Source organism: Streptomyces sp. NPDC047081 (assembly GCF_040643775.1).
Taxonomy (GTDB): Bacteria; Actinomycetota; Actinomycetes; order Streptomycetales; family Streptomycetaceae; genus Streptomyces.
Window position 1 is genome coordinate 1 of record NZ_JBEYUY010000025.1, and the last position, 23,050, is coordinate 23,050.

Sequence of the window (23,050 nt, forward strand, 5' to 3'; positions counted from 1 at the left end):
CGTGGCGTGGGCCTCGCCCAGCGCGCCGCCGAAGATGCGGAAGTCATGGGCGTAGACGAAGACCGTGCGGCCCTCGACCGTGCCCCAGCCGGTGATGACACCGTCGGTGTGCGGCTTCTTGGCCTCCAGGCCGAAGCCCGTGGCCCGGTGCCGGCGCAGCTGCTCGACCTCCTGGAAGGAGCCGGCGTCCAACAGCAGCTCGATGCGCTCGCGCGCGGTCAGCTTGCCCTTGGCGTGCTGTGCCTCGGTCGCCTTCTCACTCGGGCCGGCCAGCGCCTGCGCACGGATCTCGTGCAGCTCGGCGACTCGCCCGCGTGCGTCCGTCGGCTCACCCGGCGCCTCATCCAAAACGGTCATGTAGCGACCTTACGAAGCACACCAAGGAAAGCGAGCCGTCGACTCCGTACAGTCTCCGGCCCGTTTTCCTGGTACCACTGAACAGAACCTCGGCGGCATGCAGCCTTTCCGACTGCTCAGAGGGCTTCCCCGTTGTCGGGGTCACACAAAGGCGTCACCCGAGGGACACCTCACATTGGTGAGTCGCACATGACACGCCTGGGGTAACCCGGACCGTCAGCCGCCGTCCGACGGCCAGCACCTCGACCGACTCGTCGGCCCGTACGACCCCGCGCACGGGGTGGTCCCAGCAGATCTCGACCGGCTCGCCCGTACGGGTCGGCTCGCTCACGCAGAGGGTAGCGGTACGGCCGTGCCGCCGGACGAGCACGCTCGCGGGCGCCGAGGCGGTGAGCGGACCCGCGCTGCCGGACTGCCAGAAGTTCGCGGCCGTGAGACCGAGCGAGGGCACGCGGACGGCCTGGCAGTCGGCGTCGTTGGCGAGGACCGACAGCCAGTGCCGGTCGGCGGCGCGGGGGACGGTGGTACGGCGGGACGCTCCGGGCAGCAGGACGTAGAGGTACGTGGCGTCGGCCGGGTCGGTGCCGTGGTCGAGCCAGAGGGTCTGCCAGCGCCGGGTGGCCCGCTCGGCCGTACTCGTGGTGTTGATGTCGGACCAGGCGCCGGTGCGGTCCTCGCGCAGGGTGCGCAGGTCGCCGCCGCCCGGGAACAGCCAGCCGCCGTGGCCCTCCAGCTGGGCCCAGCCCGTGCCCCGTACGAACTCCGCCGTGCCGGCCTCGCCGAGGTTCCGGTTGTCGACGACCGTCTCCACCGGGACGCCGTCGGTGCAGGTGATGCCTGCGCCCAGGCAGATCACGGCGTCGCCGGTGCAGAACCAGGACTTGCGGGCTTCCAGGGTCGAGCCGAGGCCCTTGAGGTGCTGGCCGACGGCCGCGTACTCGCCGTCGGTGGTGCCGCCGACCCAGCGGACGTCCGGCTTGGGGGCGCCCCACTCGCCGCCGGCGCGGTCGGGAAGGCGGAGGGTGGAGACCGTCGTACCGGGAAGGCGGTACCAGTCGACCGTCGGCCAGAACCAGTCCGTGTACTGGTCGCTCCGTCCCGCCGGCCACCAGGAGAGCATTCCGGCGCCCGTGTGCCAGCCGCGCGGGTTCTCGCCGTTGCCGCACTCGTAGTACGTGATGCGGTCGCTGCACATCGAGATGTTCGCGGTGAAGCCGGGGCCGCGGTGGACGGCGCGGTCCATGGCCGCGAAGAGGCGGTGACCGAGCGGCTCGGGGGCGACGGGGACGGACGAGTCGGCGACCGCCTTCAGGCGAGCGAGGTCCGCCACCCCGAACTGAGGGGCCGTCAGAATCGGTGTGACGGTGTCCCGTTCGATCCAGCCCTTCATGTACGACTGCCAGCGCGCGCGTTCCTCGGCGCTCGCGCCGCCGGCCAGCAGGGCGATCGCGGCGATGATGCCCTGGCCGTGGAAGTGGTCGCTGCGCATGACGTGGAGGTCGTCGCTCTTGAGGTAACCGCGGCTGATGGCACGGCCGTTGACGCTGTCCATCACCAACCCGTCGTGGATCAGGGGCGCGTAGGCGTGCTCGACGCTGTCGAGGACGATCTGCCGGTTCGGGTCGGTGACCTCCCAGGGCGATCCCGCGAGGAGGGTGAACAGGCGCCCGAGGCCGTCGAGCATGACCTGTCCGTACGTCCCCGAGTAGGCGACCCAGGTGTGCTGGACGAACGAGCCGTCGGCGTAGAGCCCGTCCCCCTGGGTGACGTAGGGGAAGACCGGCGAGAGGGCGTCACGGGCGAGGGCGATCTTCTGCGGGGCCCGTCCGAGGATGCCGCGCAGGGCGACGGAGCGGCACAGGTCGACGCGGTTGGCGCCGGTCGACGTACCGGAGTAGTCGGTGAGCATGGAGTCGGGGACGAAGTGGTCGACCGCGGCGCAGGCGGACTCCCGCTGGGCGTCGGTGAGTTGGCCGTACAGGGCGGCCGTGATGTCCATGAGGAGCCGTGGGCTGCCGATCTGCCATTCCCACCAGTTGCCGTAGCGCGTGGTGGTGGGGTTGTAGACGGTGGCGGCGAGGTGGTCGAGGCCGCGCAGGACGTCCGTGAGGAGCGCCGGGTCGCCGGTGGAGCCGGTGCCCTGCTGGACGTAGGCCTGGGTCATGGTCCACAGGCGGCTGTAGCTCTGGGTGATGCCGGCCGGCGGGTCGTAGGGATAGCCGGGCCAGAGGGAGGTGGGGGTGGGCGTCATGGTGGCCTGGGCGGCGCGGGCGAGTTCGCCGGTGCGGGCCAGACGGGCGGCGTACGGCTCCGTCGTCGGGTCGTAGCCGGTGCCGAGGGCGAGGTCGAGCCAGCGCAGGCGGAGGGCGCCGTAGGGGTCGGGGTCGGCGGCGCGGGCGGTGGGGGCCGTCGCGGCGAGGAGTGCGGCGGCGAGGAGGACTGCTCGGCGGGTGGGTCTCATGAGGGCTCTGCGAGGAGAGTTCATGCCATGGGCATCTACCAGCTCAGAGTAACCGCGCCAACACCCGCCGATGATGTTGAAACTTCCAGGGAATAGGTCTACGGTCGTTCCCGTTGAGTAGTTCAACATTCAACATCACCACATCACTCCGAAGGAGCCTGTGATGGCGACCCCCGACCTGACCGCACTGACCGGCGACTACACGATCGACGCGGCCCACTCCACGATCGGCTTCACCGTCCGCCACGCCATGGTCACGAACGTCAAGGGCAAGTTCCTCGACTTCAGCGGGACGTTGCACCTGGACGGCGGCGACCCGTCCGCGTCGACGGCGTCCATCGACGTCAAGATGGAGAGCATCGACACCGGGTCCGCCGACCGTGACGGCCACCTGAAGAGCGCCGACTTCTTCAAGATCGACGAGTTCCCGACGATGACCTTCCGCTCCACCAAGGCGGAGGCACTCGGCGACGAGGACTACCGGATCACCGGTGACCTGGAGATCCTCGGCACGACCCGGCCGGTCACCATCGACCTGGAGTTCAACGGCGCCGCGAAGGACCCGTTCGGCAACGAGCGCGTGGGCTTCGAGGGCAAGGCGGAGATCAAGCGCTCCGACTGGGGCCTGACCTGGAACGCCGCGCTGGAGACGGGTGGCGTGCTGGTCTCCGACAAGATCAAGCTGAACTTCGACATCTCGGCGATCAAGAACGCGTGACGTCTCGCGACGCGTGAGCGCCCGTCCCCTGAACAGGTGTTCCCTGTATCAGGAGGGCGGGCGCTCGGTCATGTCCGTGAGGGCTTGAGACCCAGGGGGACACATGACCGAGAAGTCAGGACCACAGCGCTATCCACACGCCGACCGCACGCACTGGTACCAGAAACGCTTCCCGGGCGACGCGATGGAGGTCAACGTCGTCGTCCTGCACACCACCGAGGGCCGCACGCTACCCGACTACGACGGCGGCACCATCGCGCCGAACCTCACGGCGGTGCCGGACCTCACCACGCGCAAGCTGAAGTGGTACCAGCACTTCGACATCGACGTCTCCTCGCGTGCGCTGCGGAACCTCTCCGGCGGCGTGGAGACGAACACCCTCAACGTCTGCCAGGCCGAACTGGTCGGCACGTGCTCCCCCGACACCCACAGGAAGTGGACGGCCGCGGGCAAGGCGCACGTCTTCTGGCCCGAGGCCCCCGCGTGGGCCATGCTCGAACTCGCCCGCTTCCTCGCCTGGATGCACGAGGAGCACGATGTTCCGCTGCGCGGTCCGGCGCTGTGGCCGCCGTATCCGACGTCCTTCGGCAGCAGGGCCGGGCAGCGGATGAGCGGGCGCGAGTGGAACGCCTTCAAGGGGGTCTGCGGTCACACGCACGTCCCCGAGAACGACCACGGGGATCCCGGGGCGATCGACTTCAGCGGTCTGCTGAAGTTCGCGCGCGAGGTGCTGGACGACTGAGCCGGGCGAGGGCGGCCGCCAGCCGGGCCGCCCTCCCTCTGGCCGTACGGGCCGTGAGCAGCCCGTGGATCACCTGGTACCGGTCGGTCCGCCCGAGCGCGTCGAAGGCGGCGCCGGCCCGCGGGTCGTGCTCCAGCGCGGCGGCGAGGTCCGGCGGCACGACGGCCTCGGCCTGCGGGGCGTAGGCCGCCGCCCACCGCCCGTCGGCCTGGGCGGCGGCCACCTCGGCGAGCCCCGCGGGCCGCATCCGCCCGTCGACGCTCAGCTCGGCCACCCGCCGCACATTGACCATCGACCAGACGCTGCCCCGCCGCCGCGGGGTGATCTTCTGCAGGTAGTACGACGCGTCAAGTGCCTTGCGCTGCCCGGTGATCCAGCCGTGGCAGAGAGCGACGTCATTCACCTCGTCCCATCCGACGGACACGATCCCGGACCCCTTCTTGGCGACCTTGACCCAGAGGCCGGGGTGCGGGGCGGGGTGGGCGGTGAGCCAGGTGTCGAGGTTGGGGGCGGTGGAGAAGGCCAGGGCTTCCAGCGCGTCGTGAGGGGTCATGAGGAAACCGTAGGAGGGAAGTAGGTCAGTTTCCGTCCTCCATCCCCTGCGCTGTCGGCCATAGACTTGAGCCGCCGGGGAACGGGGGACGAGCGACAGACCGACCGACCCCAGGAGGACCGGATGCTGCGGCACACCCGACTGACCGGAGAGTCGACGGAGTACCTCGCCGCCCGCGAGGAGCTGCGCCTGGCCGAGATCGAGCTGATGCGCCACCGGGAGCAGGTCGCGGCGCAGCGGCGGGCGCTGCCGCCGGGACCGCCGCTGGAGGACTACGTCTTCCTCGAGGGCCCGGCCGATCTGGACGCGGGCGACGCCCCGGTCCGCGAGGTGCGGCTGAGCGAGCTGTTCACCGGTCCCGAACGCCCGCTGATCGTCTACCAGTTCATGTACGGCAAGAAGCAGACCGACCCCTGCCCGATGTGCACGCTGTGGATCGACGGCTTCAACGGCATCGCCCGGCACGTCACTCGCATCGCCGAATTCGTGATCGCGGCCGCCGCCGACCCCGCCACCCTCCGGCAGCACGCGCGCAACCGCGGCTGGGCCGGGCTGCGGCTGTTGAGCTGCGGCGACAGCACGTTCAAGTACGACACGGGCAGCGAGGACGAGGACGGCGAACAGGACTCCACGGTCTCGGTGTTCACCCGGGACGGGGACGGCACGGTCCGCCACTTCTACTCGGCGCACCCGCGGATGGCCGGGGACATCAAGGAGCGCGGCATCGACCTGCTGGCGCCGGTGTGGCATCTGCTGGATCTGACGCCGGGCGGCCGTGGGGACTGGTACCCCGATCTGAATTACTGAGATCAGTCGCCGCCGTAAAGACGCTGCAGGTCCACCAGCACGACTTCGCCGCGGTCCCCGGATGCTCGTAGCTCGTCGGTGAATCCCGCGCCGCTGTAGCAAGCCAGTCGTACGGCCGAGGTGTCGGTGCCCCGGTCGGCCAGAAGCGACTTCGCACGGCGCAGCCTCTCCAGGTGTGCCACACCCATGACTTGGTCCCACTTGGCCTCCCCGAGGGAGAGCAGCACCCCGTTGTCCTGGCCCACGGCGCCTCGTACGACCACGTCGATCTCATGGCTGATGCGCTCGGACTGGTCGGGAACCGTGCCGTACGAAACGTCGATCGGCATGCCTCCGAAGGTCTCCGGTGCCGCGAAATGGGCCACCCACTCACGGCAGATCTGCTCGAAGTGCGGTCCGACGACGCCGGAGAGGAAGCGCGCCCGGGAACTCTCCCAGACCTGTTCGGCCATGCCTCGGTCCAGCAGGGCGAGTCTGGGCCGCGAGATGGCGTGGTCGAATGCGATGAGCGGCTCGCCGACGCGGTACACGCTCCGGTTCCGGCGGAACGCGTCCGCTTCCTTGCGTACGAGGCCGCAGTCCTGCAGGACCGTCAGGGGGTGCGTGATGTCGCTGGTGGGACGCTCCAGGCAGCCGGCGATCCGGCCGGCCGTGGCATTGCCGGACGCCAGAGCCGCGAGAACCGAGTGGTAGAGCGCCCGGTCCCGGAGATCCGACTCATCGGCGAGGAGGTATCGGGCCTCGCGGTAGAGCGGTGATCGGGGCGAGAGGGCGGTGCGGCAGACCCAGGCGTCGAAGTCGTCGAGGTCGGCGGGGGTGTCGTCGCGCACGAACTCCCTGCGATACGCGGGGGTTCCGCCGACCACACTGTGCACGAGCGTCGCGAGCCGTGGGTCGTCGATTCCCCAGAAGGCCGCGGCCTGCCGGAAGTCGAGGGGATGAACCACGAGTTCGAGACCGGCGCGCCCGCGCAGCGGCGAGGTGCCGCTGAGCAGCTTTCCCATGAACGAGAGCGAACTGCCGCACAGCAACAGGCGGGTGCGTGACTGCAAGCGCTCCGGGCGGCGGGGGCCGTAGGCGACCTGGATGATGGAAGGGAGCGAGGGGGTAGCCCTGGCCAGGTACGGGAACTCGTCGATGACGACCGGGAGGGGGCGGTCCTTCCCGAGCGCGAGCAGCGCGTCGACGGCTTGCTCCCAACGATCGAACCGCACGGGTCCGATGCTCCCGGTGTACTGCCCCAACTCCTCGCCGAACCGGCGCAACGACTCGGCCTCTGTCGCTTCGTACGCACAGAAGTAGAACCCTCCGGCGGCCCGGGCGAGCGAGTCCAGGAGGAAGGACTTCCCCTGCCGTCGTCTCCCGGAGACGACGGCCATCGTCGCCTCGGCTCCCTCGTCGGCGGCGAAGGCGGTGAGTTCGCTCCATTCCCAGTCACGGGCGAACATGTCAGCGGGTTTGGCGAGGTGAGGACGAGGGCGGGGCATCGGGCGTCTCCCATGCTCAGGGAAGTGTATTTCCCGGAAGTACGTTTCCTATAACGCCCGGCGATGGAAGACGTCACGATCAACTCAGGTCTCGCCCACAATGGCGGATCAGGCAGCGCCTTGCTGGGCTCCCGTTCGCTCAGGGGCGGTTCACCGGACCCAGGTGTCGGTGAGCGTCTGGACCGCCGAGCCGTCGAGGTCGGTGAGGGTGGTGGCGGTGAAGTCGCGGGCCCACTGTGAGGTCTGGATGCGGAAGGGCGGGTGGGCGGCGGTGAGGGCGTCGATGATCGGGGCGGCGGCCTCGGCCGGGGTCTGGGCGTTGCCGAAGGACTGCTGGGTGCGGGCGATGTAGGCCTGGAGGGCGGGGGCGTAGGGGCCGGCCGCAGCGAGCAGGGCCGGGACGTCCAGGCCGAGGTTGGCGACGAACTCGCTGGCCACCGCGCCCGGTTCGACGACGGTGACGTCGACGCCGACGGTGGCGGCGACCGGGGCGAGGGACTGCATGAAGCCCTCGACGGCGAACTTGGCGGCGCAGTACGCCTCGTTGAAGGGCTGGCCCACGACTCCGCCGACGCTGGTGACGGTGATCACCCGGCCCCGGGCGGCGCGCAGGTGGGGCAAGGCGGCGCGGGTGGCGGCGACCACGCCGAAGAAGTTGACCTCCATGGCGGCGCGGACGTCGTCGAGGCTGCTCTGCTCGATGGTGCCGACCTGGGCGGCGCCGGCGTTGTTGACCAGTGCGTCGAGGCGGCCGTGTTCCGCGACGACCTCGTCCAGGCAGGCGGTGACGCTCTCGGGGTCGGTCACGTCCAGGCGCTTGACCTGGATGCGGTCGGCGACGTCGTTCTCGGCTGCTGCCTTGAGCAGGGCCTCGGCCTTGCGCGTGTCCCGCATGGTCGCGACGGCGGTCCAGCCGGCCTGCGCGGCACCGAGGGCGACGGCCAGGCCGATGCCGGAGGAGGTGCCGGTGATGAGGACTGTCTTCGGGGAGGTCATCGGGGTTCTTTCTGGTCGCGGGTGACTGGCACGGCCGAGGGCTGGAGTGCTCCCCGGTCAGCCACCACGGTAAGCGGCCGGGCACGCCTGGCCCTGAACGGCAAGCGGTGGTCTACTGCATGACATGCGCCTTGCGAAGGATGCGCGGGACACGCTGATCGTGGGTGCGGCCGTCGGAGGGCTCGGGGCGGTGCTTCTCCTCGTCTACGAGCTGGTCTGGCGATTTCCGTGGCAGGTGATGGTGCTCCTCGCCACCGGCACGGTCGTGATCGGGATTCTGCTCGCCGTCGTGTCGCTGGGAGACGTACAGCGCGATGCGGACCGGTGGGAGAGCAGCCGCGTGAGCCTGCTCGCCTGGGCGAGCCTCAACGCAGGGCGTTGCGAGACCGACCCGGCGGCGTCCACATTGCTGGCCGTGGGCCACCGGGACGGCGTCGAGGTGAGCATCAGCTGTTCTTCCCAGGACTGGGATCCCGAGGCGGAGACCAGTTGGCACACGACAGTGCTGGTCCGCCTCCGCGAGGAGCGGTCGCCCGCACGACTGCGGTACCGGGAGCTCCATCGACTGGGCCTGCCGCAGGGCGTGGCGTCGGTGGCGATGGGCGGCCGGGAACTGCGCGTGCGGTACGCGGGCTGGCCGGAGGATTTCGTGGCGCTGAACGCGCGGGTCGACGCGGCTGTTCGCCTGGCGGCAAGCCTGCAGGAGGCATGACGCGGACACTTGGGCTCCGCTGGTCCGGTGGTGTCAAGAAGCGCTCGACACAAGGGAGTTGGGGCGCCACCATAGTGCCCCGCGACGGATGGTCCCGGAGGGCCGCCGAGCAGGGGGTGGGATGTGGGGGAGGAGTTACTGCCGCGCGAGTACCGGATGAGACGGTCCCGGGTGCTCGTGTTCCTCTTGGTGATCTCCGGCGGCACGGTGAGCCTCCTCGGGGGGATGCTGGCCGACGACGTGTCCGCCTCGGTCGTCCTGTCCGTCGCCGTCGTGTGGGTGGCGCTCACGGGGTGGCTCAGCTATGCCGTCCTTCGCTGTTCCACCACGGCGGACCTGAAGGCGATCCATGCGCGCGGCATGATCAGGCGCCGACGACTGGCCTGGGAGGACATCCAGGACATCAGGGCGGAGGCAACGCATGCGGAGCGCCCTTCGCCCGGCGTGGTCGTGTACGTCTACGGCCGGGACGGCCGCAGGGGGATACTGCCGTACGTCGACGATCTGCACGTCGATGTCGAGTGGGAACTCGCCCTGCTGACGACGGCGTGGCAGGAGTTGCGCGGTGCGGACTGGTCGCCCGACCCGGCGGCCGCGGTCCTCATCGGCCGGGGCGAGGCGCGCCGGAAGGCCCTGTGGGCAGGCACGGGCATCACGATACTGGCGCTCATCCCGTTGACGGTGTTGGCGGTGGCATAGGTGGTGCACCCGCTCGTGGCCCTGGGGCTGGTACCTCTGGTCTTCGCGCTGACCGCGATCACCTCGTACCGCAGGCAGCTGAGGAACGGTCCCCAGGCCTAGCCCACGGCGAACTCGCACCACACCACTTTGCCGGGGTTCCGCTCCCCCACCCCCCACTTGTCCGCCAGCAGCGTCACGAGGAGTAGCCCCCTGCCGTGTTCCGAGTCCGGGGACATGTCACCGAAGCGGAGTTCGCCGGGGCCGCTGTCGTGGATCTCGGCTCGGAGGACTCCGTCCGGGTGGAGGGTCAGGTGGAGGCGGAAGCCTCGGCCCGGGGGGACCGCGTGGAGGAGGGCGTTGGTGGTCAGTTCGCTCACGCAGAGGAGTACGTCGTCCGTGCGGTCGTTCAGGGCCCAGTCCGTAAGGGCCTTGCGGGTGAACTCGCGGGCCAGGCGTACCGATCTGCGGTCCCGGCGGTAGAACGCCTCGCGGGTGTGGGGGTGTTGGGATTCCGGGTTCATGCGGCCATTGTCACTGTGTGTGACTACAGTGGGTCAGTGAGTGAAGTCGTAGTTCTGATTACTACGAGTCCACTACGAGGAGTTCGGGTGCGCACGGGGGAAAGGGACTCGCATGCACGTGGCGAAGAGGACCAAGAAGGTCGGTTCGTGGCAGGCGGTCGGGGCGCTGGTCGCCCACTATCGGAGGCAGGCGCGGCTTACGCAGGAGCAGTTCGCGGAGGTGGCCAGGCTGTCGGTGGACACGGTGGGGTCCATCGAGCAGGGGCGGATGGCGCTTCAGCCGGATCGGGCCGAGCAGTTCGACGAACTGCTGGGGACGGGTGGGGCGTTGGCCGTGCTGGTGGCCAGGCTGCCGGTGCGGGAGAAGATCGTGCAGTTCGCACAGGGGCTCGTGGACCACGAGCAGGAAGCGGTCGGGATCCTCGCGTACGAGACTCAGATGGTGCCGGGGTTGCTCCAGACCAAGGCGTACTGCCGGGCTGCGTTCGACTCCCGGTATCCCGCCCTCGGAAGCGACACGGCCGAAGGGTGGGTGAGCGCCCGCATGGAACGGCAGTTGATCTGGCAGCGGGACCGACCCCCCGTAGGCCACTTCATCCTGGAGGAGAGCATCCTGCGCCGACAGGTCGGCGGTCCGGAGGTCATGCGCGAGCAGATCCGCCAGATTCTGGAATACACCGCTCCCGTCCACATGAGCATGCAGATCATGCCCATGGACCGGATGCCGCACGCGGGGCTCGCGGGTCCGATGACGCTGCTGGAGACGCCCACCCACGAGCGTCTCGCCTACCTGGAAGTACAGCGCGCAAGCTTCCTGGTCGACGATCCCGACGAGGTCAGCGACTATCACCACAAGTATGGAATGCTGCGGTCACAGGCGCTCTCTCCCGCCGAGAGCGTGCGCCTCTTGAATGGACTGCTAGGAGAGTCATGAACACCGCAGCACTGGCATGGCGCAAGTCCAGCTACAGCAGCAACGAGGGTGGCAACTGCGTCGAGTTCGCCACCCGCCCCTCCGCCGTCCACATCCGCGACTCCAAGGTCACCGACAGCCCCGTCCTCACCGTCACCCCCGCCACCTGGAACCGCTTCCTCGCGCTCACGCGTCCCGCATCCTGAGCACCGCGCCGCCGAACACCAGCAACCCCACCGCGTAGGCGGCCAGTACGCCCAGCCCGGGCCATGGGCCGATCGGCAGGTGGTTCAAGTCGCGGGTGGCCTGGATGGAGAGGGCCGCCGGCATGGGGGTCCAGCGTTGGAGGCGGTGTTGCCAGGTGGGTGAGTGGATGAGGTCGATCGTCAGCGGGACGATGTAGAGCAGGGCCAGGCCGAGCATGATGCCTCCCGCCGTGTCCCGCAGGAGCGTGGCGAGGGCCAGGCCGAGGACGGCGACCAGGGCCAGGATGAGGATCGAGCCCGTCGTCGCGCGGAGGGTGGGGCCGTGGACGGGGAGGATCAGTTTCGCCGTCCAGAGAGCGGTGGTGATCGCCAGCGCTCCCGTCGCCGCCGTCAGCAGGGCCAGGGCCGCCGCCTTCGCCGCGAGGACACGCCAGCGCTTCGGCATCGCGGTCAGCGTCGTGCGGATCGTGCCCGTGCCGTACTCCGCGCCCATCGAGAGCACGCCGAGGACGAGACAGGTCGCCTGGCCGAGCCAGACTCCCGTGAGGCTCAGCTTGACCGTGTCCTCGTGGCAGGGCTCGGGGGTGCGGCAGATCTGCGTGGTGAGGGAGGAGGCCGCCGCCGCGCCGACGGCCACCGTGAGGACGACCGTCGCGGCCAGGAGCCACCAAGTGCTGGGCAGGGTACGGAGTTTGGTCCACTCCGCGTGCAGGCAGCGGATCACGCGTCCCTCCGGCGCAGACTCCAGGCGGCCAGCAGGAGGGCCGCGGCCGTGTAGGCGGCCAGGACGGCGAAGCCGTTCCAGGGGGTCAAGGGGTAACAGCCGCTCTCCGGGAGGCAGTTGTACTTCACCTGGGGATAGCGCGTCACACCCTGCTGGATCGCGAAGGCCGCCGCCGGGGTCACCCGCAGCAGCCACTGGGCGGCCGGGAGCGGGAAGGCGAAGGAGAGGATCTGCGGGAGGATCACCAGGACGACGACCGTGGCGATCGTGCCCGCGCTGTTGCGCAGGACCACGCCCACGGCCAGGGCCAGGACCGCCACCAGGGAGAGCAGCATCGCGCTGCCGACCACCGCGCGCAGGGCCGGGCTGTCGAGGACGGAGAGTTCGGGGAACTCCGGGGGCTTGAAGCCGTTGCCGCGCAGGGCGTGCTGGGCGATCGTGAAGCCGACCGCGATGGCCGCTAGGCCGGTCACGAAGGTGACGCCGGTGATCACCAACGCCTTCGCCGCCAGCACCTTCAGGCGGGCCGGGGTCGCCGTGAACGTCGTACGGATCAGGCCCCGTTTGTACTCGGCGGTCACGAACAGGGTGCCGAGGGCGACCATGAACAGGACCGCGAAGAAGACGCCCTGGAAGCTCATCTGGACCGTGTCGGGGCCGTCCTGGGCGGGTGCGATGTCGCCGTGGCCGGTGAGGGTGTAGGTGCCGGACGCGGAGACGGTGGTGGTGCCGGCGGGCGGGGCGTTCCCGGGCGCCTGGCCGTCCGGGGCGGCCGGGCCCATGTCCGTGCTGCTCCAGTCGCCGGAGGTGGACGTGCCCTGGAGGGCGAGGTGGTCGAAGGTGCCGGTGGCCTGGCCGCCGGCATAGGTCTCGCTGGTGCCGCCGAAGGCCCGCCGCACGTCCTCGTGGGCCGGGGTGCCCACGAACACGCCGACCTGGACGGTGTGCGGGAGGCCGGGCAGCCGTACGTCCCTGATCTTCGTCCAGGTGCGGCCGTCGGCCGACTCGTAAGCGGTGACGTGGTCGCCGGTCCGCGTCAGGCGGAGCCAGCGGGGGGTGGTCGTGACGTCCGTGTCCGAGGCCGCCGTGTCGTGGGTGTAGTCCCACTGCACGCGGACGCCGTGGGCGGGGGTGGCCAGGACCGCCGCGTACGCGGAGCCGGGGGTGAGGTTCCGCTTCACCAGCAGCCCGGCCTTCGCCCACGGTTCGAGCGTCCTGCCGTCGGCGCTCTTCAGGCCGGTGACGCGGACCGTGACCGTGCCGTCGCCGGTCAGCGGGCGATGGGTGTAGCGGAAGACGTCGACGACCTCCTTGCCCTCGGGGCCGAGGGTGTCGTGGCCGCCGCCGCTGATGCTGGAGCCGTTCGCGCCGAGCAGGCAGATGAGCACGGTGACCACGGCGCCGACGGCCAGGACGAGCGTCCAGGCGCGGACCGTACGGAACTTGGTCCACTCGGCGTGCAGGAGGCGGCCGAAGCCGGCCGTGGCGGGGTGCAGCCGGGAGCGGTACGGGGCGGCGCTGCGGGTCGGTGTCGTCGTCACGGGGCCACCTCGCCGCTGTCCGTGTTCGACGTGGATGTGGACGTGAACTCGACGGCGTTCCTGGTGAGTTCCATGTACGCCTCCTCCAAGGTCGCGCGGTGGGCGCCCACTTCGGTGAAGGCGATGTCCGAGGCGTTGAGCAGCTCCACGATGCGGCGGGCGGGAAGGCCGTCGACGGTGAGGGTGTCGCGGTCGCTCACGGCGACGGTGGCGCCCTCGCGGGCGAGGAGTTCCATCGCCTGTGTACGGGCGTCCGTGCGCAGGCGTACGCGGTCGCCGGAGGCCGCGGCGAGGAGGTCGGCGACGGCGGTGTCGGCGATGAGCCGGCCTCGGCCGATGACCACCAAGTGGTCGGCGGTGTCCTCCAGTTCGCTCATGAGGTGGCTGGAGACGAGGATGGCCCGGCCTTCCGCCGCGAGGTGGCGGAGCAGGCCGCGGATCCACTGGATGCCCTCGGGGTCCAGGCCGTTGACGGGCTCGTCGAGGAGGAGGACCGGGGGGTCGCCGAGCAACGCGGCCGCTATGCCCAGGCGTTGGCGCATGCCGAGGGAGTAGCCGCCGGCCCTGCGGCGGGCGGCGCTGTCCATGCCGACCTGGTCGAGGACCTCGTCCACGCGGCGCCTGGGCAGGCCGTGGGAGTGGGCCAGCCAGCGGAGGTGGTCCCGGCCGCGGCGGGCGGGGTGCAGGGCGGCGGCGTCCAGGAGTGCGCCGACCTCCAGGAGGGGCGTGCGCAGGGCGTGGTAGGGGCGGCCCCCGATGAGTGCCTTGCCCTCGTCCGGGGCGTCCAGGCCCAGGAGGGCCCGCATGGTGGTGGACTTGCCGGCGCCGTTGGGACCGACGAAGCCGGTGACCGTGCCGGGCTCGACCGTGAAGTAGAGGTCGTCGACGGCTAGGGTCCGGCCGAACCGCTTGCGCAGACCGAGCACTTCGATGGTTGCGTCGCTCATGTCGAGGGACGTTAGGGGGCGCGGGGCACGGGTGTCGTCACACCGGGGAGGTCCCTCGCGCGGGGGACGCCGGGTGGGTGGGGGGTGGGGACAATGGCCGGGTGGGCGAGGAGAGATGGGTACCGGCCGGTTCGGCACCGCCGGACTCCGCCGCGGGGGTGCTCGCCGTCGCGGCGGGACAAAGGTGGCGGACGGTCCTGAGGAACAGCGTACGGTCGCCGGTCGGCGTCTCCGCCGGCCTCGCCCTGCTCGCCGTGGGTGAAGGGCTGCTGCGGAGTGGGGATCCCGGGTCCAGTCTGGCCGTCGTGCTGTTGCTCGCTCTGGCCACCACCCTGCCGCTCGTCTTCGTGCTCGGGGGTGAGGCCGGGCGGGACCGTGGGCGGAGTGCGGCCCTCGTCGCCGTCAGCGCGGCCTGTGTGCTGGCGCTCGTGCCGTTCCAGGCGCTCACCGTGGGGGCCGCCGGCGCGCAGCTCGTGTGCGTGTACGTGTCGGCCCGGGCCGGGCGGCCTCTGCTCGCCGGGGTGCTCGTCGTGCCGTATGTCGCCGTCGCCCTGTTCACGGACCACGACGCCACCCGGATCGTCGCCGTGCTGCTCGCCACGCTCGCCTCCGCCGCCGCGGCCACCGGCGTCACCCACCACGTGCGCAGCACCGCCCTCGCCCACAGCGCGACCGAGCAGGCCTTCGCGGACACCCTCCTCGAACACGCCGCCCGGGGTGAACGGGCGCGTATCGCACGGGAGTTGCACGACGTCGTCGCGCATCACATCTCGATGATCGCCGTACAGGCCGAGAACGCCCGGCTGACCACCGCCGGTCTGCCGCCCGACGGCGCCGCCCGTTTCCTGGCCATCGGCGACACCGCGCGCACCGCGCTGACCGAGATGCGCCGGCTGCTCGGCGTGCTGCGCGAGGACGCGGACACCGGCGTGCAGCGCAGGCCGCAGCCGGGGCTCGGGCAGCTCCTGGAGCTGCTGGACGAGGCACGGGACGCGGCCGGTTCGGCGACGCGGTTGATCGTCAGCGGACCGGTCGCCGCGCTGGATCCCGGCGTCGAGGTCACCGCGTACCGGATCGTCCAGGAGGCCCTCACCAACGCGCGCCGGCACGCGCCGGGCGCGGCCGTGGACGTGGAACTCCACTACGGGGACGACGAGTTGGCGGTGCGGGTGCGCGACAACGGGCCCGGCCCGACCGCCCCCGGCGTCCCCGGCCACGGCCTCCTCGGCATGCGCGAACGCGCGGCCACCGTCGGCGGCACCCTGCGCACCGGCCCCGCCCCCGGCGGGGGCTTCCTGGTCGAGGCCCGCCTCCCGGTCCACGCGGAGGCCCTCGCATGACCGCCGCCGGCATCCGCATCGTGGTGGCCGACGACCACGAGATCGTCCGCGTCGGTTACGCCGGACTCCTCGCCACCCAGCCCGACTTCACCGTCGTCGGCACCGCCCGCGACGGCGCCGAGGCCGTGCGGGTCTGCCGCGAGGAAGGGCCGGACGTCGTGCTGATGGACGTACGCATGCCGGTCATGGACGGCATCCAGGCCACCGCGCGGCTCCACACCACCCCCGACGCGCCGCGCGTCCTCGTGCTCACCACCTTCGACCTCGACGAGCACGTGTACGACGCCCTCGCCGCCGGGGCCAGTGGGTTCCTGCTCAAGGACGTGACCGCGGAGCGGCTGTTCGAGGCGGTGCGGGTGGTCGCCGCCGGGGAGGCGCTGCTCGCGCCCGCGATCACCCGGCGGCTGATCGCCGAGTTCGCCCGGATCCGGCCGAAGGCCCCCGCCCGGGGCACGCTCGACGCCCTCACCCCCCGCGAGACGGACGTCCTGCGCCTGCTCGCCCAGGGCCTGTCCAACCCGGAGCTGGCCGAGCGCCTGCACGTCGGCGAGCAGACCGTGAAGACGCACGTCAGCCGCATCCTGTCCAAGCTGGGGCTGCGGGACCGTACACAGGCGGTCGTGATGGCGTACGAGTCCGGGCTCGTCGTACCCCGGACGAGCTGACGCGCCTCAGTTCGCGCAGGCCTTGCGCACCGCGCGCCCGATGCTGTCGAACTGGGCGGCGGTGGGGACGACTTGGGCCCGCCCCTCGCCGTGACCGTTGCGCAGGGTCACGAACAGCAGGGGTGTGCCGCGGGGCGGGAGCGGGCTGTGGCAGGTGCAGACGATGGCGCGGGCGTGCAGGGTCGCCGCCTCGCCGGCCGTCAGCGAGGTGCCGGGGACGGGGCTGACGTACAGGACGAGGTTGCCGTAACCCTCGCTCGTCCCGACGAAGGTGACCGGGGAGGTGGCCGCCGCGCGGAGCGTGATGTCGAAGTCCGAGGTGCCGTCGGGGATGCGGACGTCGGTGATCCGGATGCTGGTGGCGGCGACCGGGTCGGGCGGAGGTGGCGGCGGGCGGGTGGCGACGACGTAGCCGAGGGCGCCGGTGAGGGCGATCGCGCAGGCCGAGGCGGTGACGAGGACGCGGCCTCGGCGGGAGAGCGACAGCCAGCGCTCGCGGAGCAGGGGGCGCTCGGTGTCGAGGATCTCCACGGTGCCGCGGTCGTCACCCTCGGGTGGACTCACCATGCCGAGAGCGTAGGAGGCGTGGGCGGCCGATGGACATCGGACGATCGGCCCCTTTTCGGTCAGCACTCGCCGTACGCCTGCGTGGCACCGGCAGCACCCACCACGCCGCCGCCACCGACAGCACCGCACCTACGGCGATCCCCTCCAGCCGGGTCGGGAGGAGGTGCTGGGCGTCCTGGCCGAAGTAGCCGAGGAGGAGGGAGAGGGCGCAGGTCATGCCGGCCGCCCAGTAGGCGTAGTTGAGGGGGCGCAGCCACAGGGCGACGCCCAGGACGGCGAACATCAGCGCCACGGAGGCGTGCCCGGTGGCGCCGACGGCCGCCACGCCGGTCGCGAGCAGCGTGCCGAGGGTGGCCCCGGCGAGCCGCTGGATCCCCTTCCGCAGTACGTCGGTCCGGCCGCGGTTGCCGCTCGCGGCGACGTACGCGGTGAGGACGACCCAGGGCCAGTGGTCGTCGAAGAGGAGATGGCCGACGGCGAAGGCGGTGGCGAGGCCGACGGCCATCTGGAGGGCCATGCGGGTGCTGGGGCGGGGGTGGAGGCGGGAGCGGCGGCGCGGCTGCTCGGGAGCCGGGTCCGCGCGCCAGGGCCCGTAACGGTCCCCCGCCCCCTGCACCAGCCACACGCACCCGCACGCGACCGCCCCGACCAACGCCGACCAGAACCAGGTCACCAGCCCGCTCTGCGCCTCGCGCGGCAGGGCAGGGCCGGGCACGACGAGCAGGGCGACGAGCGGGAGGGCCAGCAGGGTGCCGGCCTTGGTGGCGGCGGGGCCGTAACGCCGGATCCAGATCGCGAACGCCATCCCCGCGGTGTAGACGGCGGCGCCGAGCACGTAGTGGGAGGCGATCAGCCGCCCGAGGAAGATCGAGGCGCCGGCGGTCACGGGCAGCACGACGAGCGCGGTGAGCCGGCGGCGGGTGTCGGCGGTGCGCTGGGAGGCGGAGAGGGTGAGGGTCAGGGCGACGGCGAGGACGAGCACGTCGGTGTGGAGTCCGACGGCTCCTTCCAGGGCGAGGGCGGCGGCCCAGCAGAGGAGGACAGCGGTCATGGTGAGGGCAGCTTCGTAAGCGTTGCGTATTAGTTTAGAGGCCACTTCCCTGATATTACGGGCGTCGTCGCGATCCAGGTAGTAAGTATTCGCGTAGTAAATGTTCCCGTACGATCTCCCCCATGGACCACCTCCCCGAAGCCGCCCGCCTCCGGCACGCGATCGTCCGCCTCAACCGTCGGCTACGGCACGAACGCGGCGACGGGGCCCTCAGCCCCACCCAGCTCTCGGTCCTCGGCCACCTGCACCGCAACGGCCCGTCCACACCCGGCGAGATCGCGACGGCCGAGCGGCAGCGCCCGCAGTCCCTGACGCGGGTCTTCGCCGAACTGGAGGCGGACGGGCTGATCCTGCGCTCACCGAGCACGACGGACCGGCGCCAGTCGGTACTGTCCCTGACCGAGGAGGCCCGCCGGGCACTGGCACGGGACATGGCGGAACGGGACGCCTGGCTGGCCGGCGCGCTCACCCTGCTCGGCCCGACGGAGCAGGGGGTCCTGCGACTGGCGGCCGACATCATGGAACGGCTGGCGGACGCCGACGTACCGCGGGAAGGCGACTGAGCGCCTCAGAAGCCTCCGCCGAAGTCCCCGCCGCCTCCTCCGAAGTCCCCGCCCCCGCCGAAGTTTCCTCCCCCGCCGTCCCCGAAACCGCCGCCGAAGTCGTCCGTGTCGAAGTCCGCGCCGGACACGTCGCCGCCCTGGTAGCCGCCGCCGAAGTCGCCGTAGCCAGTGCCGTAGTCGGCCGCATAGGCCGGGGCGGACATCATGCTGCCCAGGAGGGTGCCGACCAGGAGGCCGGGGAGGAGGCCCCCGCCGAAGTAGCCGCCGGCCCAGGGGCCGTAGGCCGGGCCCGCGTCCCAGTACGGGCGGCGGCCGGCGTCCGTGTCGACCTCGCGGACGACCGGGTCGCGGCCGTCGGCGAGGCGGGTCGCGTCGGCCGCGCAGACCGGGACCTCGCGCGGGGCGCCGCCCGGCGGTGTCCAGGTGGCGTCGGCGACGGAGGGGCCGTGCCGGGGGTCGAAGAAGCAGGGCGGACGGCGTTCGGGCAGCGCGCGGCCCTCGCGGCGGGCGGCCAGCTGGGCGAGGGAGAAACGGCCGTCCTCCAGGGACTGGGTGACGGCCCGGACGTCCTCCGGTTTGGTCGCGGACGCCATGTACGACTTCGCCTGTTCGTAGGCGTCCAGCGCGCGTTCGTAGTCCGCGCGCATGGCGTCGTCGGCGCCCGCCTCCGCGGGGTGGAAGTCGAGCCGGTCCAGTTCCTCGCCGAAGGCCGTGATGTCCTCGTCGACCACGACCCTCAACCGCTCCAGGGCCGCTCGCTGCTCCTCCGCGTGCCGGCGTCGGTTGCGCCGCACCAGCGTGTACGCGCCGGCGCCGCCCGCCACGAGCACCGCGCCCACGGCGATCAGCGCGGTGGTCGAGACGCCGTTGTCGCCGGACGAGGAGCCCCAGCTCGACGGGGCCGAGCCGCCCATGTTGGTGACCGCGCTGTCGGTGAAGTCGGTCAGCTGGGTGTCGGCGTTCCGCTCGCCCTGGACGCTGGTGACCAGGTTCTGGACGGCGGTGCGGGGCAGGACCGCCGAGTCGGCGCGCGCGTCGAAGCGGTCGCCGAGGCGGATCGCGTAGAGGCCCGTGATCCCGGTGGCCGTGCGCAGGTTCTGGAAGAGGTTCGCGGTCGGATAGCCGGCCGGGAGGACCGCGATGAACAGGGGCTTGTCCGCATCCTTGATCTTCTTGGCCAGGGCGTCCGCGTCACCGGCCGACAGCTGGGCCGAGGCCGCCGGGTCGACGTACACCGGACTCTTGCGCAGGGCCTCGGCGATCGTCGAGACGCTGGTGGCGGCCTCGGCGCGGGGTGCGGTCAGGGCCAGGAGCGCGAGCGCCAGGGCCAGCAGCAGTCCTGGGAGGCTTCGGGTCCGTACGACGGCCTTCATGTATCGAAGCTACCCGAAGCCTCCCAAAACTGGGCATCCAGGCAGGTCAGGCAGCCTGCCACGCTTCCAGGAGCCGCTGGACGGCCGCTCCGTACCGTCCGGTGAGCGAGAGGTGGTCCGCGTCGGCGAAGGGCTTGGCGTTGGCCTCTGTGATGTTCTCCCCCACCTTCCGCTGGACGATCAGCCGTGCCTTGGTGACGAGTGCGCGGCCCGCCTCGTCCGCCCCGGCCTTCTCCGCGGCTCCGGCCGCCACCGCGAGCGCCTTCAGCGTCGCCGTGCCGCCCTCCGGCACCTTGGCCAGCGTGGTCAGGCCCCAGCCGTACGGGAACTGCGGGTCGTATGCCGTGTCGCCGACGTTGATCGGCAGCTGGGCCTCCGACTTGGGCCAGGTGACGGGGAGTTGGCCGGTGAAGGGCCGCTTGCCGTAGAGGACGTCGGCGACGCCGTCGCCCTCGGTGCCGGGCAGCCAGGACGCCACCAGCGCGTCGATGTCGCCGAGCCGGTCGCCGATGAGCTGCGGCCGCCCGGAGACGATCAGCACCGCGCACTTCATGGCCGCGCACACCTTGTCGACGGCCGCCTTGTCGGCGGCGGAGAGCTGGAGGTCGTGCCCGTTGCCGACGTCTCCGACGCCCTCGGCGTACGGGGTCTCGCCGACGACGACCACGCCGACGTCGTAGCCGGCCGTGGGCGCGGAGGCGTCCTTGGAGTAGGTGACGTCCCCGTCCTTGCGCATCCCGGCGAGGATGGTCGTGCCCTGGGTGTGGGTGCCGGACGCGCCCTGCCAGGTGACGGTCCAGCCGCCGGTCTGGTTGCCGAGGTCGTCGGCATTGGACCCGGCGACGTACACCTTCTGGCCCTTCTTCAGCGGCAGCACGCTCCCGCTGTTCTTCAGCAGCACCTGTGACTCGGCGGCGGCCTGCCGGGCGACGGCCCGGTGCGCCGCGGAACCGATCGCCGGGGCGCCGCTGGTGTCGGCGTACGGCTTCTCGAAGAGGCCGAGCCGGAACTTCTGCGTGAGGATGCGGGACACGGCGTCGTCGATCCGCTTCTCGTCGACGCGTCCCGCCTTCACCTCGTCGACGAGCGTCGCGGTGAAGTCCTTGTAGGAGTACGGCACCATCATCATGTCGACGCCCGCGTTGACCGAGGTGTCCACATGGGCCTTGTAGTCGCCGGGGAGTTGGTCGATGGCGTTCCAGTCGCTGATCACGAACCCGTCGAAGCCCATACGGCCCTTGAGCACGCCGTTGATCATGTCGGCGCGGGCGTGCATCTTCACCGGGCCCTGTCCGTCGCCGAGGATGTCGAGCGAGGAGTAGGACGGCATGACCGTCCCGATGCCGCGGTCGACGGCGGTCTGGTACGGCGCCAGGTGGACCGCCTCCAGCTGCTGGCGGGTGACCTTGGTGACGCCCTGGTCGATCGTGTACGTGCCGGTCGTGGAGGAGCCGTACTCGGTGCCGCCGTCGCCGACGAAGTGCTTGGCGGTGGCGAGGACCTTGTCGTCGTCCTTCAAGTCCCTTCCGTCGGCCCGCCCTTGGAGGCCCTGGATGATGGTCTCCATGTCCTTGACCAGGGCCGGGTCCTCGCCGAAGGACTCGTAGGAGCGGCCCCAGCGTTCGTCGCGGGTCACGCAGAGGCAGGGGGCGAAGTCCCAGGGGACTCCGGTGGCGCGGACCTCACTGGCCGTCACCGCGCCTGTCTGCTGGGCGAGTTGGGGGTCGCGGGTGGCGCCGATGCCGATGTTGTGCGGCATGATCGTGGCGCCGACCAGGTTGTTGTGGCCGTGGACGGCGTCGACGCCGTAGATCAGCGGGATCTGGAACCGCGTCGCCTGCGCCCGGAGCTGGAAGCCGTCGATCATCTTCGCCCAGGCCTCGGCGGTGTTGGGCGTGGGCGTGGAGCCGCCGCCGGAGAGGAGCGAGCCGAGGTCGTAGGCCGTGACGTCGGCTCCGTCGCCGACCGCGCCGCGCTCGGCCTGGGTCATCTGGCCGGCCTTCTCCGTCAGGGACATCCGGGAGAGGAGATCGGCGACGCGCTTCTTCACGGGCAACTTGGCGTCCAGATACGGCAGTCCGTGCGCGTCGACGACGACCTGGGGTGTCTCGGCGGGGGCCTTGGCGCCGGTGACCGTGAGCTTGAGCGGGATCGTCTCGGCGGCTTCGGCGGACTTGTCGCGCAGGGTCGGCACCTGGATCGTCCGTGCGGCGCCGGAGGCCGTGCCCGCCGGGAAGGTGAGGGTGCCGGAGACCGGGGTGTAGTCCTTGCCGGGGTCGGCGGTCCCGGTCGTGGCCGTCTCGTACGTCACGGTCACCGGGTCGTCGAGCGGGGCCGAGCCGGTCGTGGCGACGGTGACCTTGACGGTGGCCGTGCCGCCTTCCTTGACCGGGTAGACGGCGGAGTCGGTGGTGACGGAGGCCCGGAGCGCCTGGTCGGCCTTGCCGTACAACTCGACGTCATCCATGGCGAACCGGCCGTGCACGCCGACCGGGAGCGTGACGGCGTACCCCCACATCTGAGTGAGGCCGAGGACGTGGTCGATGCCGCCGACGGGCTGGTAGTCGGTGCGGTAGGCGAAGTCGGTGAAGGGGATCTCGATCTGCTTCCAGCCCGTGAAGTCGTCGGTGAAGGAGGTCGTCCAGAGCTCGGAGGCCTCGCCGTTCGCGCCGCCGTCCTTGATCTCGAAGGCGGTCTTCTTGCCGTTGTTCTGGCCGTCCCACCAGAAGCGGATGCCCTTGTGGGCGGACCAGTCGTGGGCGGGCTCGGTCGCGGCGAAGTCGTGGGTGAAGCCGCCGTAGCCGCTGATGTCGTAGGTGCCGGTGAGGACCTTCTCGCCCTCGGGGGCGTCGGGGCGGACGGTCAGCTGGAGTGCGGGCGGGTCGTCGCTGTCGCTCCCCCAGGTGAAGATGCCCTCGGCGGGCTGGGAGGCGAAGGGGACCTCGCCCTCGAAGCGGTCTACGGGGGTGGGGGCCGGGTCGTCGGCGGCGTGCGCCGAGGACAGCGGCAGCGCGGCGGCCAGGAGGGCCGCGGTGACGAGCAGAGCGGTTCTTGGCACAGACCATCTTTCCCTTGGCATGGACCATCCCTCGACTCTCTGGTTCACTCAGGACTTAGATCACGCC

General features: G+C 71.2%; 22 protein-coding genes and 1 pseudogene. 10 read left to right on the forward strand and 13 right to left on the reverse strand.

What is annotated here, in order from left to right:
* Together ABZ848_RS35820 and ABZ848_RS35825 are read right to left on the reverse strand one after the other, a co-directional pair.
* A partial coding sequence (locus tag ABZ848_RS35820) for a carboxyl transferase domain-containing protein (RefSeq protein ID WP_360838729.1) occupies window positions 1-357 on the reverse strand: 357 nt, incomplete at its 3' end.
* 154 nt (window positions 358-511) lie between these two features.
* On the reverse strand, window positions 512-2,818 hold the full coding sequence (locus tag ABZ848_RS35825; protein ID WP_360838730.1) for a polysaccharide lyase 8 family protein: 2,307 nt from the start codon (window positions 2,816-2,818) through the stop codon (window positions 512-514).
* A 163-nt stretch (window positions 2,819-2,981) separates the two neighbouring features.
* On the opposite strand from ABZ848_RS35825, the gene ABZ848_RS35830 reads away from it, so the two are divergent.
* Window positions 2,982-3,536 (forward strand): YceI family protein, encoded by a 555-nt coding sequence (locus ABZ848_RS35830; RefSeq protein WP_360838732.1) that lies wholly within the window; start codon window positions 2,982-2,984, stop codon window positions 3,534-3,536.
* Between the two features lie 103 nt (window positions 3,537-3,639).
* Window positions 3,640-4,278 carry a hypothetical protein gene (locus tag ABZ848_RS35835; protein WP_360838733.1) on the forward strand — a complete coding sequence of 213 codons (639 nt, stop codon included), beginning with the start codon at window positions 3,640-3,642 and terminating at the stop codon, window positions 4,276-4,278.
* Here the strand turns inward: ABZ848_RS35835 and ABZ848_RS35840 are convergent.
* The gene (locus ABZ848_RS35840) at window positions 4,235-4,831 is read right to left on the reverse strand and encodes a YdeI/OmpD-associated family protein (RefSeq protein ID WP_360838735.1); all 597 of its coding nucleotides are present in this window, start codon (window positions 4,829-4,831) and stop codon (window positions 4,235-4,237) included. The genes ABZ848_RS35835 and ABZ848_RS35840 overlap by 44 nt on opposite strands.
* Window positions 4,832-4,954: 123 nt before the next feature.
* Between ABZ848_RS35840 and ABZ848_RS35845 the strand changes: the two genes are divergently transcribed.
* On the forward strand, window positions 4,955-5,638 hold the full coding sequence (locus ABZ848_RS35845) for a DUF899 family protein (RefSeq protein WP_360838737.1): 684 nt from the start codon (window positions 4,955-4,957) through the stop codon (window positions 5,636-5,638).
* A 2-nt stretch (window positions 5,639-5,640) separates the two neighbouring features.
* On the opposite strand, the gene ABZ848_RS35850 is transcribed toward ABZ848_RS35845, so the two are convergent.
* Together ABZ848_RS35850 and ABZ848_RS35855 are read right to left on the reverse strand one after the other, a co-directional pair.
* A complete protein-coding gene (locus ABZ848_RS35850; RefSeq protein ID WP_360838738.1) occupies window positions 5,641-7,086 on the reverse strand; it encodes an ATP-binding protein in 1,446 nt (481 codons plus the stop codon).
* 189 nt (window positions 7,087-7,275) lie between these two features.
* Window positions 7,276-8,121 (reverse strand): SDR family oxidoreductase, encoded by an 846-nt coding sequence (locus ABZ848_RS35855; RefSeq protein ID WP_360838740.1) that lies wholly within the window; start codon window positions 8,119-8,121, stop codon window positions 7,276-7,278.
* Between the two features lie 124 nt (window positions 8,122-8,245).
* On the opposite strand from ABZ848_RS35855, the gene ABZ848_RS35860 reads away from it, so the two are divergent.
* On the forward strand, window positions 8,246-8,833 hold the full coding sequence (locus ABZ848_RS35860; RefSeq protein WP_360838742.1) for a hypothetical protein: 588 nt from the start codon (window positions 8,246-8,248) through the stop codon (window positions 8,831-8,833).
* 123 nt (window positions 8,834-8,956) lie between these two features.
* On the forward strand, window positions 8,957-9,532 hold the full coding sequence (locus ABZ848_RS35865; RefSeq protein WP_360838743.1) for a PH domain-containing protein: 576 nt from the start codon (window positions 8,957-8,959) through the stop codon (window positions 9,530-9,532).
* A 98-nt stretch (window positions 9,533-9,630) separates the two neighbouring features.
* Here ABZ848_RS35865 and ABZ848_RS35870 read toward each other — a convergent pair whose 3' ends face one another.
* The gene (locus tag ABZ848_RS35870) at window positions 9,631-10,035 is read right to left on the reverse strand and encodes an ATP-binding protein (protein WP_360838744.1); all 405 of its coding nucleotides are present in this window, start codon (window positions 10,033-10,035) and stop codon (window positions 9,631-9,633) included.
* 112 nt (window positions 10,036-10,147) lie between these two features.
* Here ABZ848_RS35870 and ABZ848_RS35875 point away from each other — a divergent pair, with 112 nt between their 5' ends.
* Together ABZ848_RS35875 and ABZ848_RS35880 are read left to right on the forward strand one after the other, a co-directional pair.
* Window positions 10,148-10,969: a helix-turn-helix transcriptional regulator gene (locus ABZ848_RS35875; protein WP_360838746.1), complete on the forward strand. Its 822-nt coding sequence runs from the start codon at window positions 10,148-10,150 to the stop codon at window positions 10,967-10,969.
* A 17-nt stretch (window positions 10,970-10,986) separates the two neighbouring features.
* Window positions 10,987-11,154 (forward strand): annotated as a pseudogene (locus ABZ848_RS35880) (DUF397 domain-containing protein); the annotation flags it as partial.
* On the opposite strand, the gene ABZ848_RS35885 reads toward ABZ848_RS35880, so the two are convergent.
* Genes ABZ848_RS35885 through ABZ848_RS35895 form a run of 3 tightly spaced genes read right to left on the reverse strand, consistent with a single transcriptional unit; the run spans window position 11,135 to window position 14,366 of the window.
* On the reverse strand, window positions 11,135-11,878 hold the full coding sequence (locus ABZ848_RS35885) for an ABC transporter permease (RefSeq protein ID WP_360838748.1): 744 nt from the start codon (window positions 11,876-11,878) through the stop codon (window positions 11,135-11,137). The pseudogene ABZ848_RS35880 and the gene ABZ848_RS35885 sit on opposite strands and share 20 nt — an antisense overlap.
* Window positions 11,875-13,419: a DUF1349 domain-containing protein gene (locus tag ABZ848_RS35890; protein WP_360838749.1), complete on the reverse strand. Its 1,545-nt coding sequence runs from the start codon at window positions 13,417-13,419 to the stop codon at window positions 11,875-11,877. The genes ABZ848_RS35885 and ABZ848_RS35890 overlap by 4 nt, the downstream gene beginning before the upstream one ends.
* Window positions 13,416-14,366: an ATP-binding cassette domain-containing protein gene (locus ABZ848_RS35895; protein WP_360838750.1), complete on the reverse strand. Its 951-nt coding sequence runs from the start codon at window positions 14,364-14,366 to the stop codon at window positions 13,416-13,418. The genes ABZ848_RS35890 and ABZ848_RS35895 overlap by 4 nt, the downstream gene beginning before the upstream one ends.
* A 197-nt stretch (window positions 14,367-14,563) precedes the next feature.
* Between ABZ848_RS35895 and ABZ848_RS35900 the strand changes: the two genes are divergently transcribed.
* Together ABZ848_RS35900 and ABZ848_RS35905 are read left to right on the forward strand one after the other, a co-directional pair.
* Window positions 14,564-15,706 (forward strand): sensor histidine kinase, encoded by a 1,143-nt coding sequence (locus ABZ848_RS35900; protein ID WP_360838934.1) that lies wholly within the window; start codon window positions 14,564-14,566, stop codon window positions 15,704-15,706.
* The gene (locus ABZ848_RS35905) at window positions 15,703-16,371 is read left to right on the forward strand and encodes a response regulator transcription factor (RefSeq protein ID WP_360838751.1); all 669 of its coding nucleotides are present in this window, start codon (window positions 15,703-15,705) and stop codon (window positions 16,369-16,371) included. Before ABZ848_RS35900 ends, ABZ848_RS35905 begins: the two co-directional genes overlap by 4 nt.
* A 6-nt stretch (window positions 16,372-16,377) precedes the next feature.
* On the opposite strand, the gene ABZ848_RS35910 is transcribed toward ABZ848_RS35905, so the two are convergent.
* Both ABZ848_RS35910 and ABZ848_RS35915 read right to left on the reverse strand, forming a co-directional pair.
* Complete coding sequence (locus ABZ848_RS35910; protein ID WP_360838752.1) at window positions 16,378-16,938, reverse strand: hypothetical protein; 561 nt, start codon at window positions 16,936-16,938, stop codon at window positions 16,378-16,380.
* Window positions 16,916-17,989: an FUSC family protein gene (locus ABZ848_RS35915; protein ID WP_360838753.1), complete on the reverse strand. Its 1,074-nt coding sequence runs from the start codon at window positions 17,987-17,989 to the stop codon at window positions 16,916-16,918. The genes ABZ848_RS35910 and ABZ848_RS35915 overlap by 23 nt, the downstream gene beginning before the upstream one ends.
* Before the next feature lie 122 nt (window positions 17,990-18,111).
* Between ABZ848_RS35915 and ABZ848_RS35920 the strand changes: the two genes are divergently transcribed.
* Window positions 18,112-18,552 (forward strand): MarR family transcriptional regulator, encoded by a 441-nt coding sequence (locus ABZ848_RS35920; protein WP_360838755.1) that lies wholly within the window; start codon window positions 18,112-18,114, stop codon window positions 18,550-18,552.
* Between the two features lie 5 nt (window positions 18,553-18,557).
* Here the strand turns inward: ABZ848_RS35920 and ABZ848_RS35925 are convergent, their stop codons facing one another.
* The gene (locus ABZ848_RS35925) at window positions 18,558-19,925 is read right to left on the reverse strand and encodes a hypothetical protein (RefSeq protein WP_360838756.1); all 1,368 of its coding nucleotides are present in this window, start codon (window positions 19,923-19,925) and stop codon (window positions 18,558-18,560) included.
* A gap of 46 nt (window positions 19,926-19,971) precedes the next feature.
* Window positions 19,972-22,983 carry a glycoside hydrolase family 3 N-terminal domain-containing protein gene (locus ABZ848_RS35930; protein ID WP_360838757.1) on the reverse strand — a complete coding sequence of 1,004 codons (3,012 nt, stop codon included), beginning with the start codon at window positions 22,981-22,983 and terminating at the stop codon, window positions 19,972-19,974.
* Between the last annotated feature and the right edge of the window lie 67 nt (window positions 22,984-23,050).

Excerpts from the sequence above, each read along its gene's own strand:
- ABZ848_RS35825 (WP_360838730.1), bottom strand. The coding sequence starts at position 2,818 with ATGAGACCCACCCGCCGAGCAGTCCTCCTCGCCGCCGCACTCCTCGCC.
- ABZ848_RS35830 (WP_360838732.1), top strand. The coding sequence starts at position 2,982 with ATGGCGACCCCCGACCTGACCGCACTGACCGGCGACTACACGATCGAC.
- ABZ848_RS35835 (WP_360838733.1), top strand. The coding sequence starts at position 3,640 with ATGACCGAGAAGTCAGGACCACAGCGCTATCCACACGCCGACCGCACG.
- ABZ848_RS35840 (WP_360838735.1), bottom strand. The coding sequence starts at position 4,831 with ATGACCCCTCACGACGCGCTGGAAGCCCTGGCCTTCTCCACCGCCCCC.
- ABZ848_RS35845 (WP_360838737.1), top strand. The coding sequence starts at position 4,955 with ATGCTGCGGCACACCCGACTGACCGGAGAGTCGACGGAGTACCTCGCC.
- ABZ848_RS35850 (WP_360838738.1), bottom strand. The coding sequence starts at position 7,086 with ATGTTCGCCCGTGACTGGGAATGGAGCGAACTCACCGCCTTCGCCGCC.
- ABZ848_RS35855 (WP_360838740.1), bottom strand. The coding sequence starts at position 8,121 with ATGACCTCCCCGAAGACAGTCCTCATCACCGGCACCTCCTCCGGCATC.
- ABZ848_RS35860 (WP_360838742.1), top strand. The coding sequence starts at position 8,246 with ATGCGCCTTGCGAAGGATGCGCGGGACACGCTGATCGTGGGTGCGGCC.
- ABZ848_RS35870 (WP_360838744.1), bottom strand. The coding sequence starts at position 10,035 with ATGAACCCGGAATCCCAACACCCCCACACCCGCGAGGCGTTCTACCGC.
- ABZ848_RS35875 (WP_360838746.1), top strand. The coding sequence starts at position 10,148 with ATGCACGTGGCGAAGAGGACCAAGAAGGTCGGTTCGTGGCAGGCGGTC.
- ABZ848_RS35895 (WP_360838750.1), bottom strand. The coding sequence starts at position 14,366 with ATGAGCGACGCAACCATCGAAGTGCTCGGTCTGCGCAAGCGGTTCGGC.
- ABZ848_RS35905 (WP_360838751.1), top strand. The coding sequence starts at position 15,703 with ATGACCGCCGCCGGCATCCGCATCGTGGTGGCCGACGACCACGAGATC.
- ABZ848_RS35910 (WP_360838752.1), bottom strand. The coding sequence starts at position 16,938 with ATGGTGAGTCCACCCGAGGGTGACGACCGCGGCACCGTGGAGATCCTC.
- ABZ848_RS35915 (WP_360838753.1), bottom strand. The coding sequence starts at position 17,989 with ATGACCGCTGTCCTCCTCTGCTGGGCCGCCGCCCTCGCCCTGGAAGGA.
- ABZ848_RS35920 (WP_360838755.1), top strand. The coding sequence starts at position 18,112 with ATGGACCACCTCCCCGAAGCCGCCCGCCTCCGGCACGCGATCGTCCGC.
- ABZ848_RS35925 (WP_360838756.1), bottom strand. The coding sequence starts at position 19,925 with ATGAAGGCCGTCGTACGGACCCGAAGCCTCCCAGGACTGCTGCTGGCC.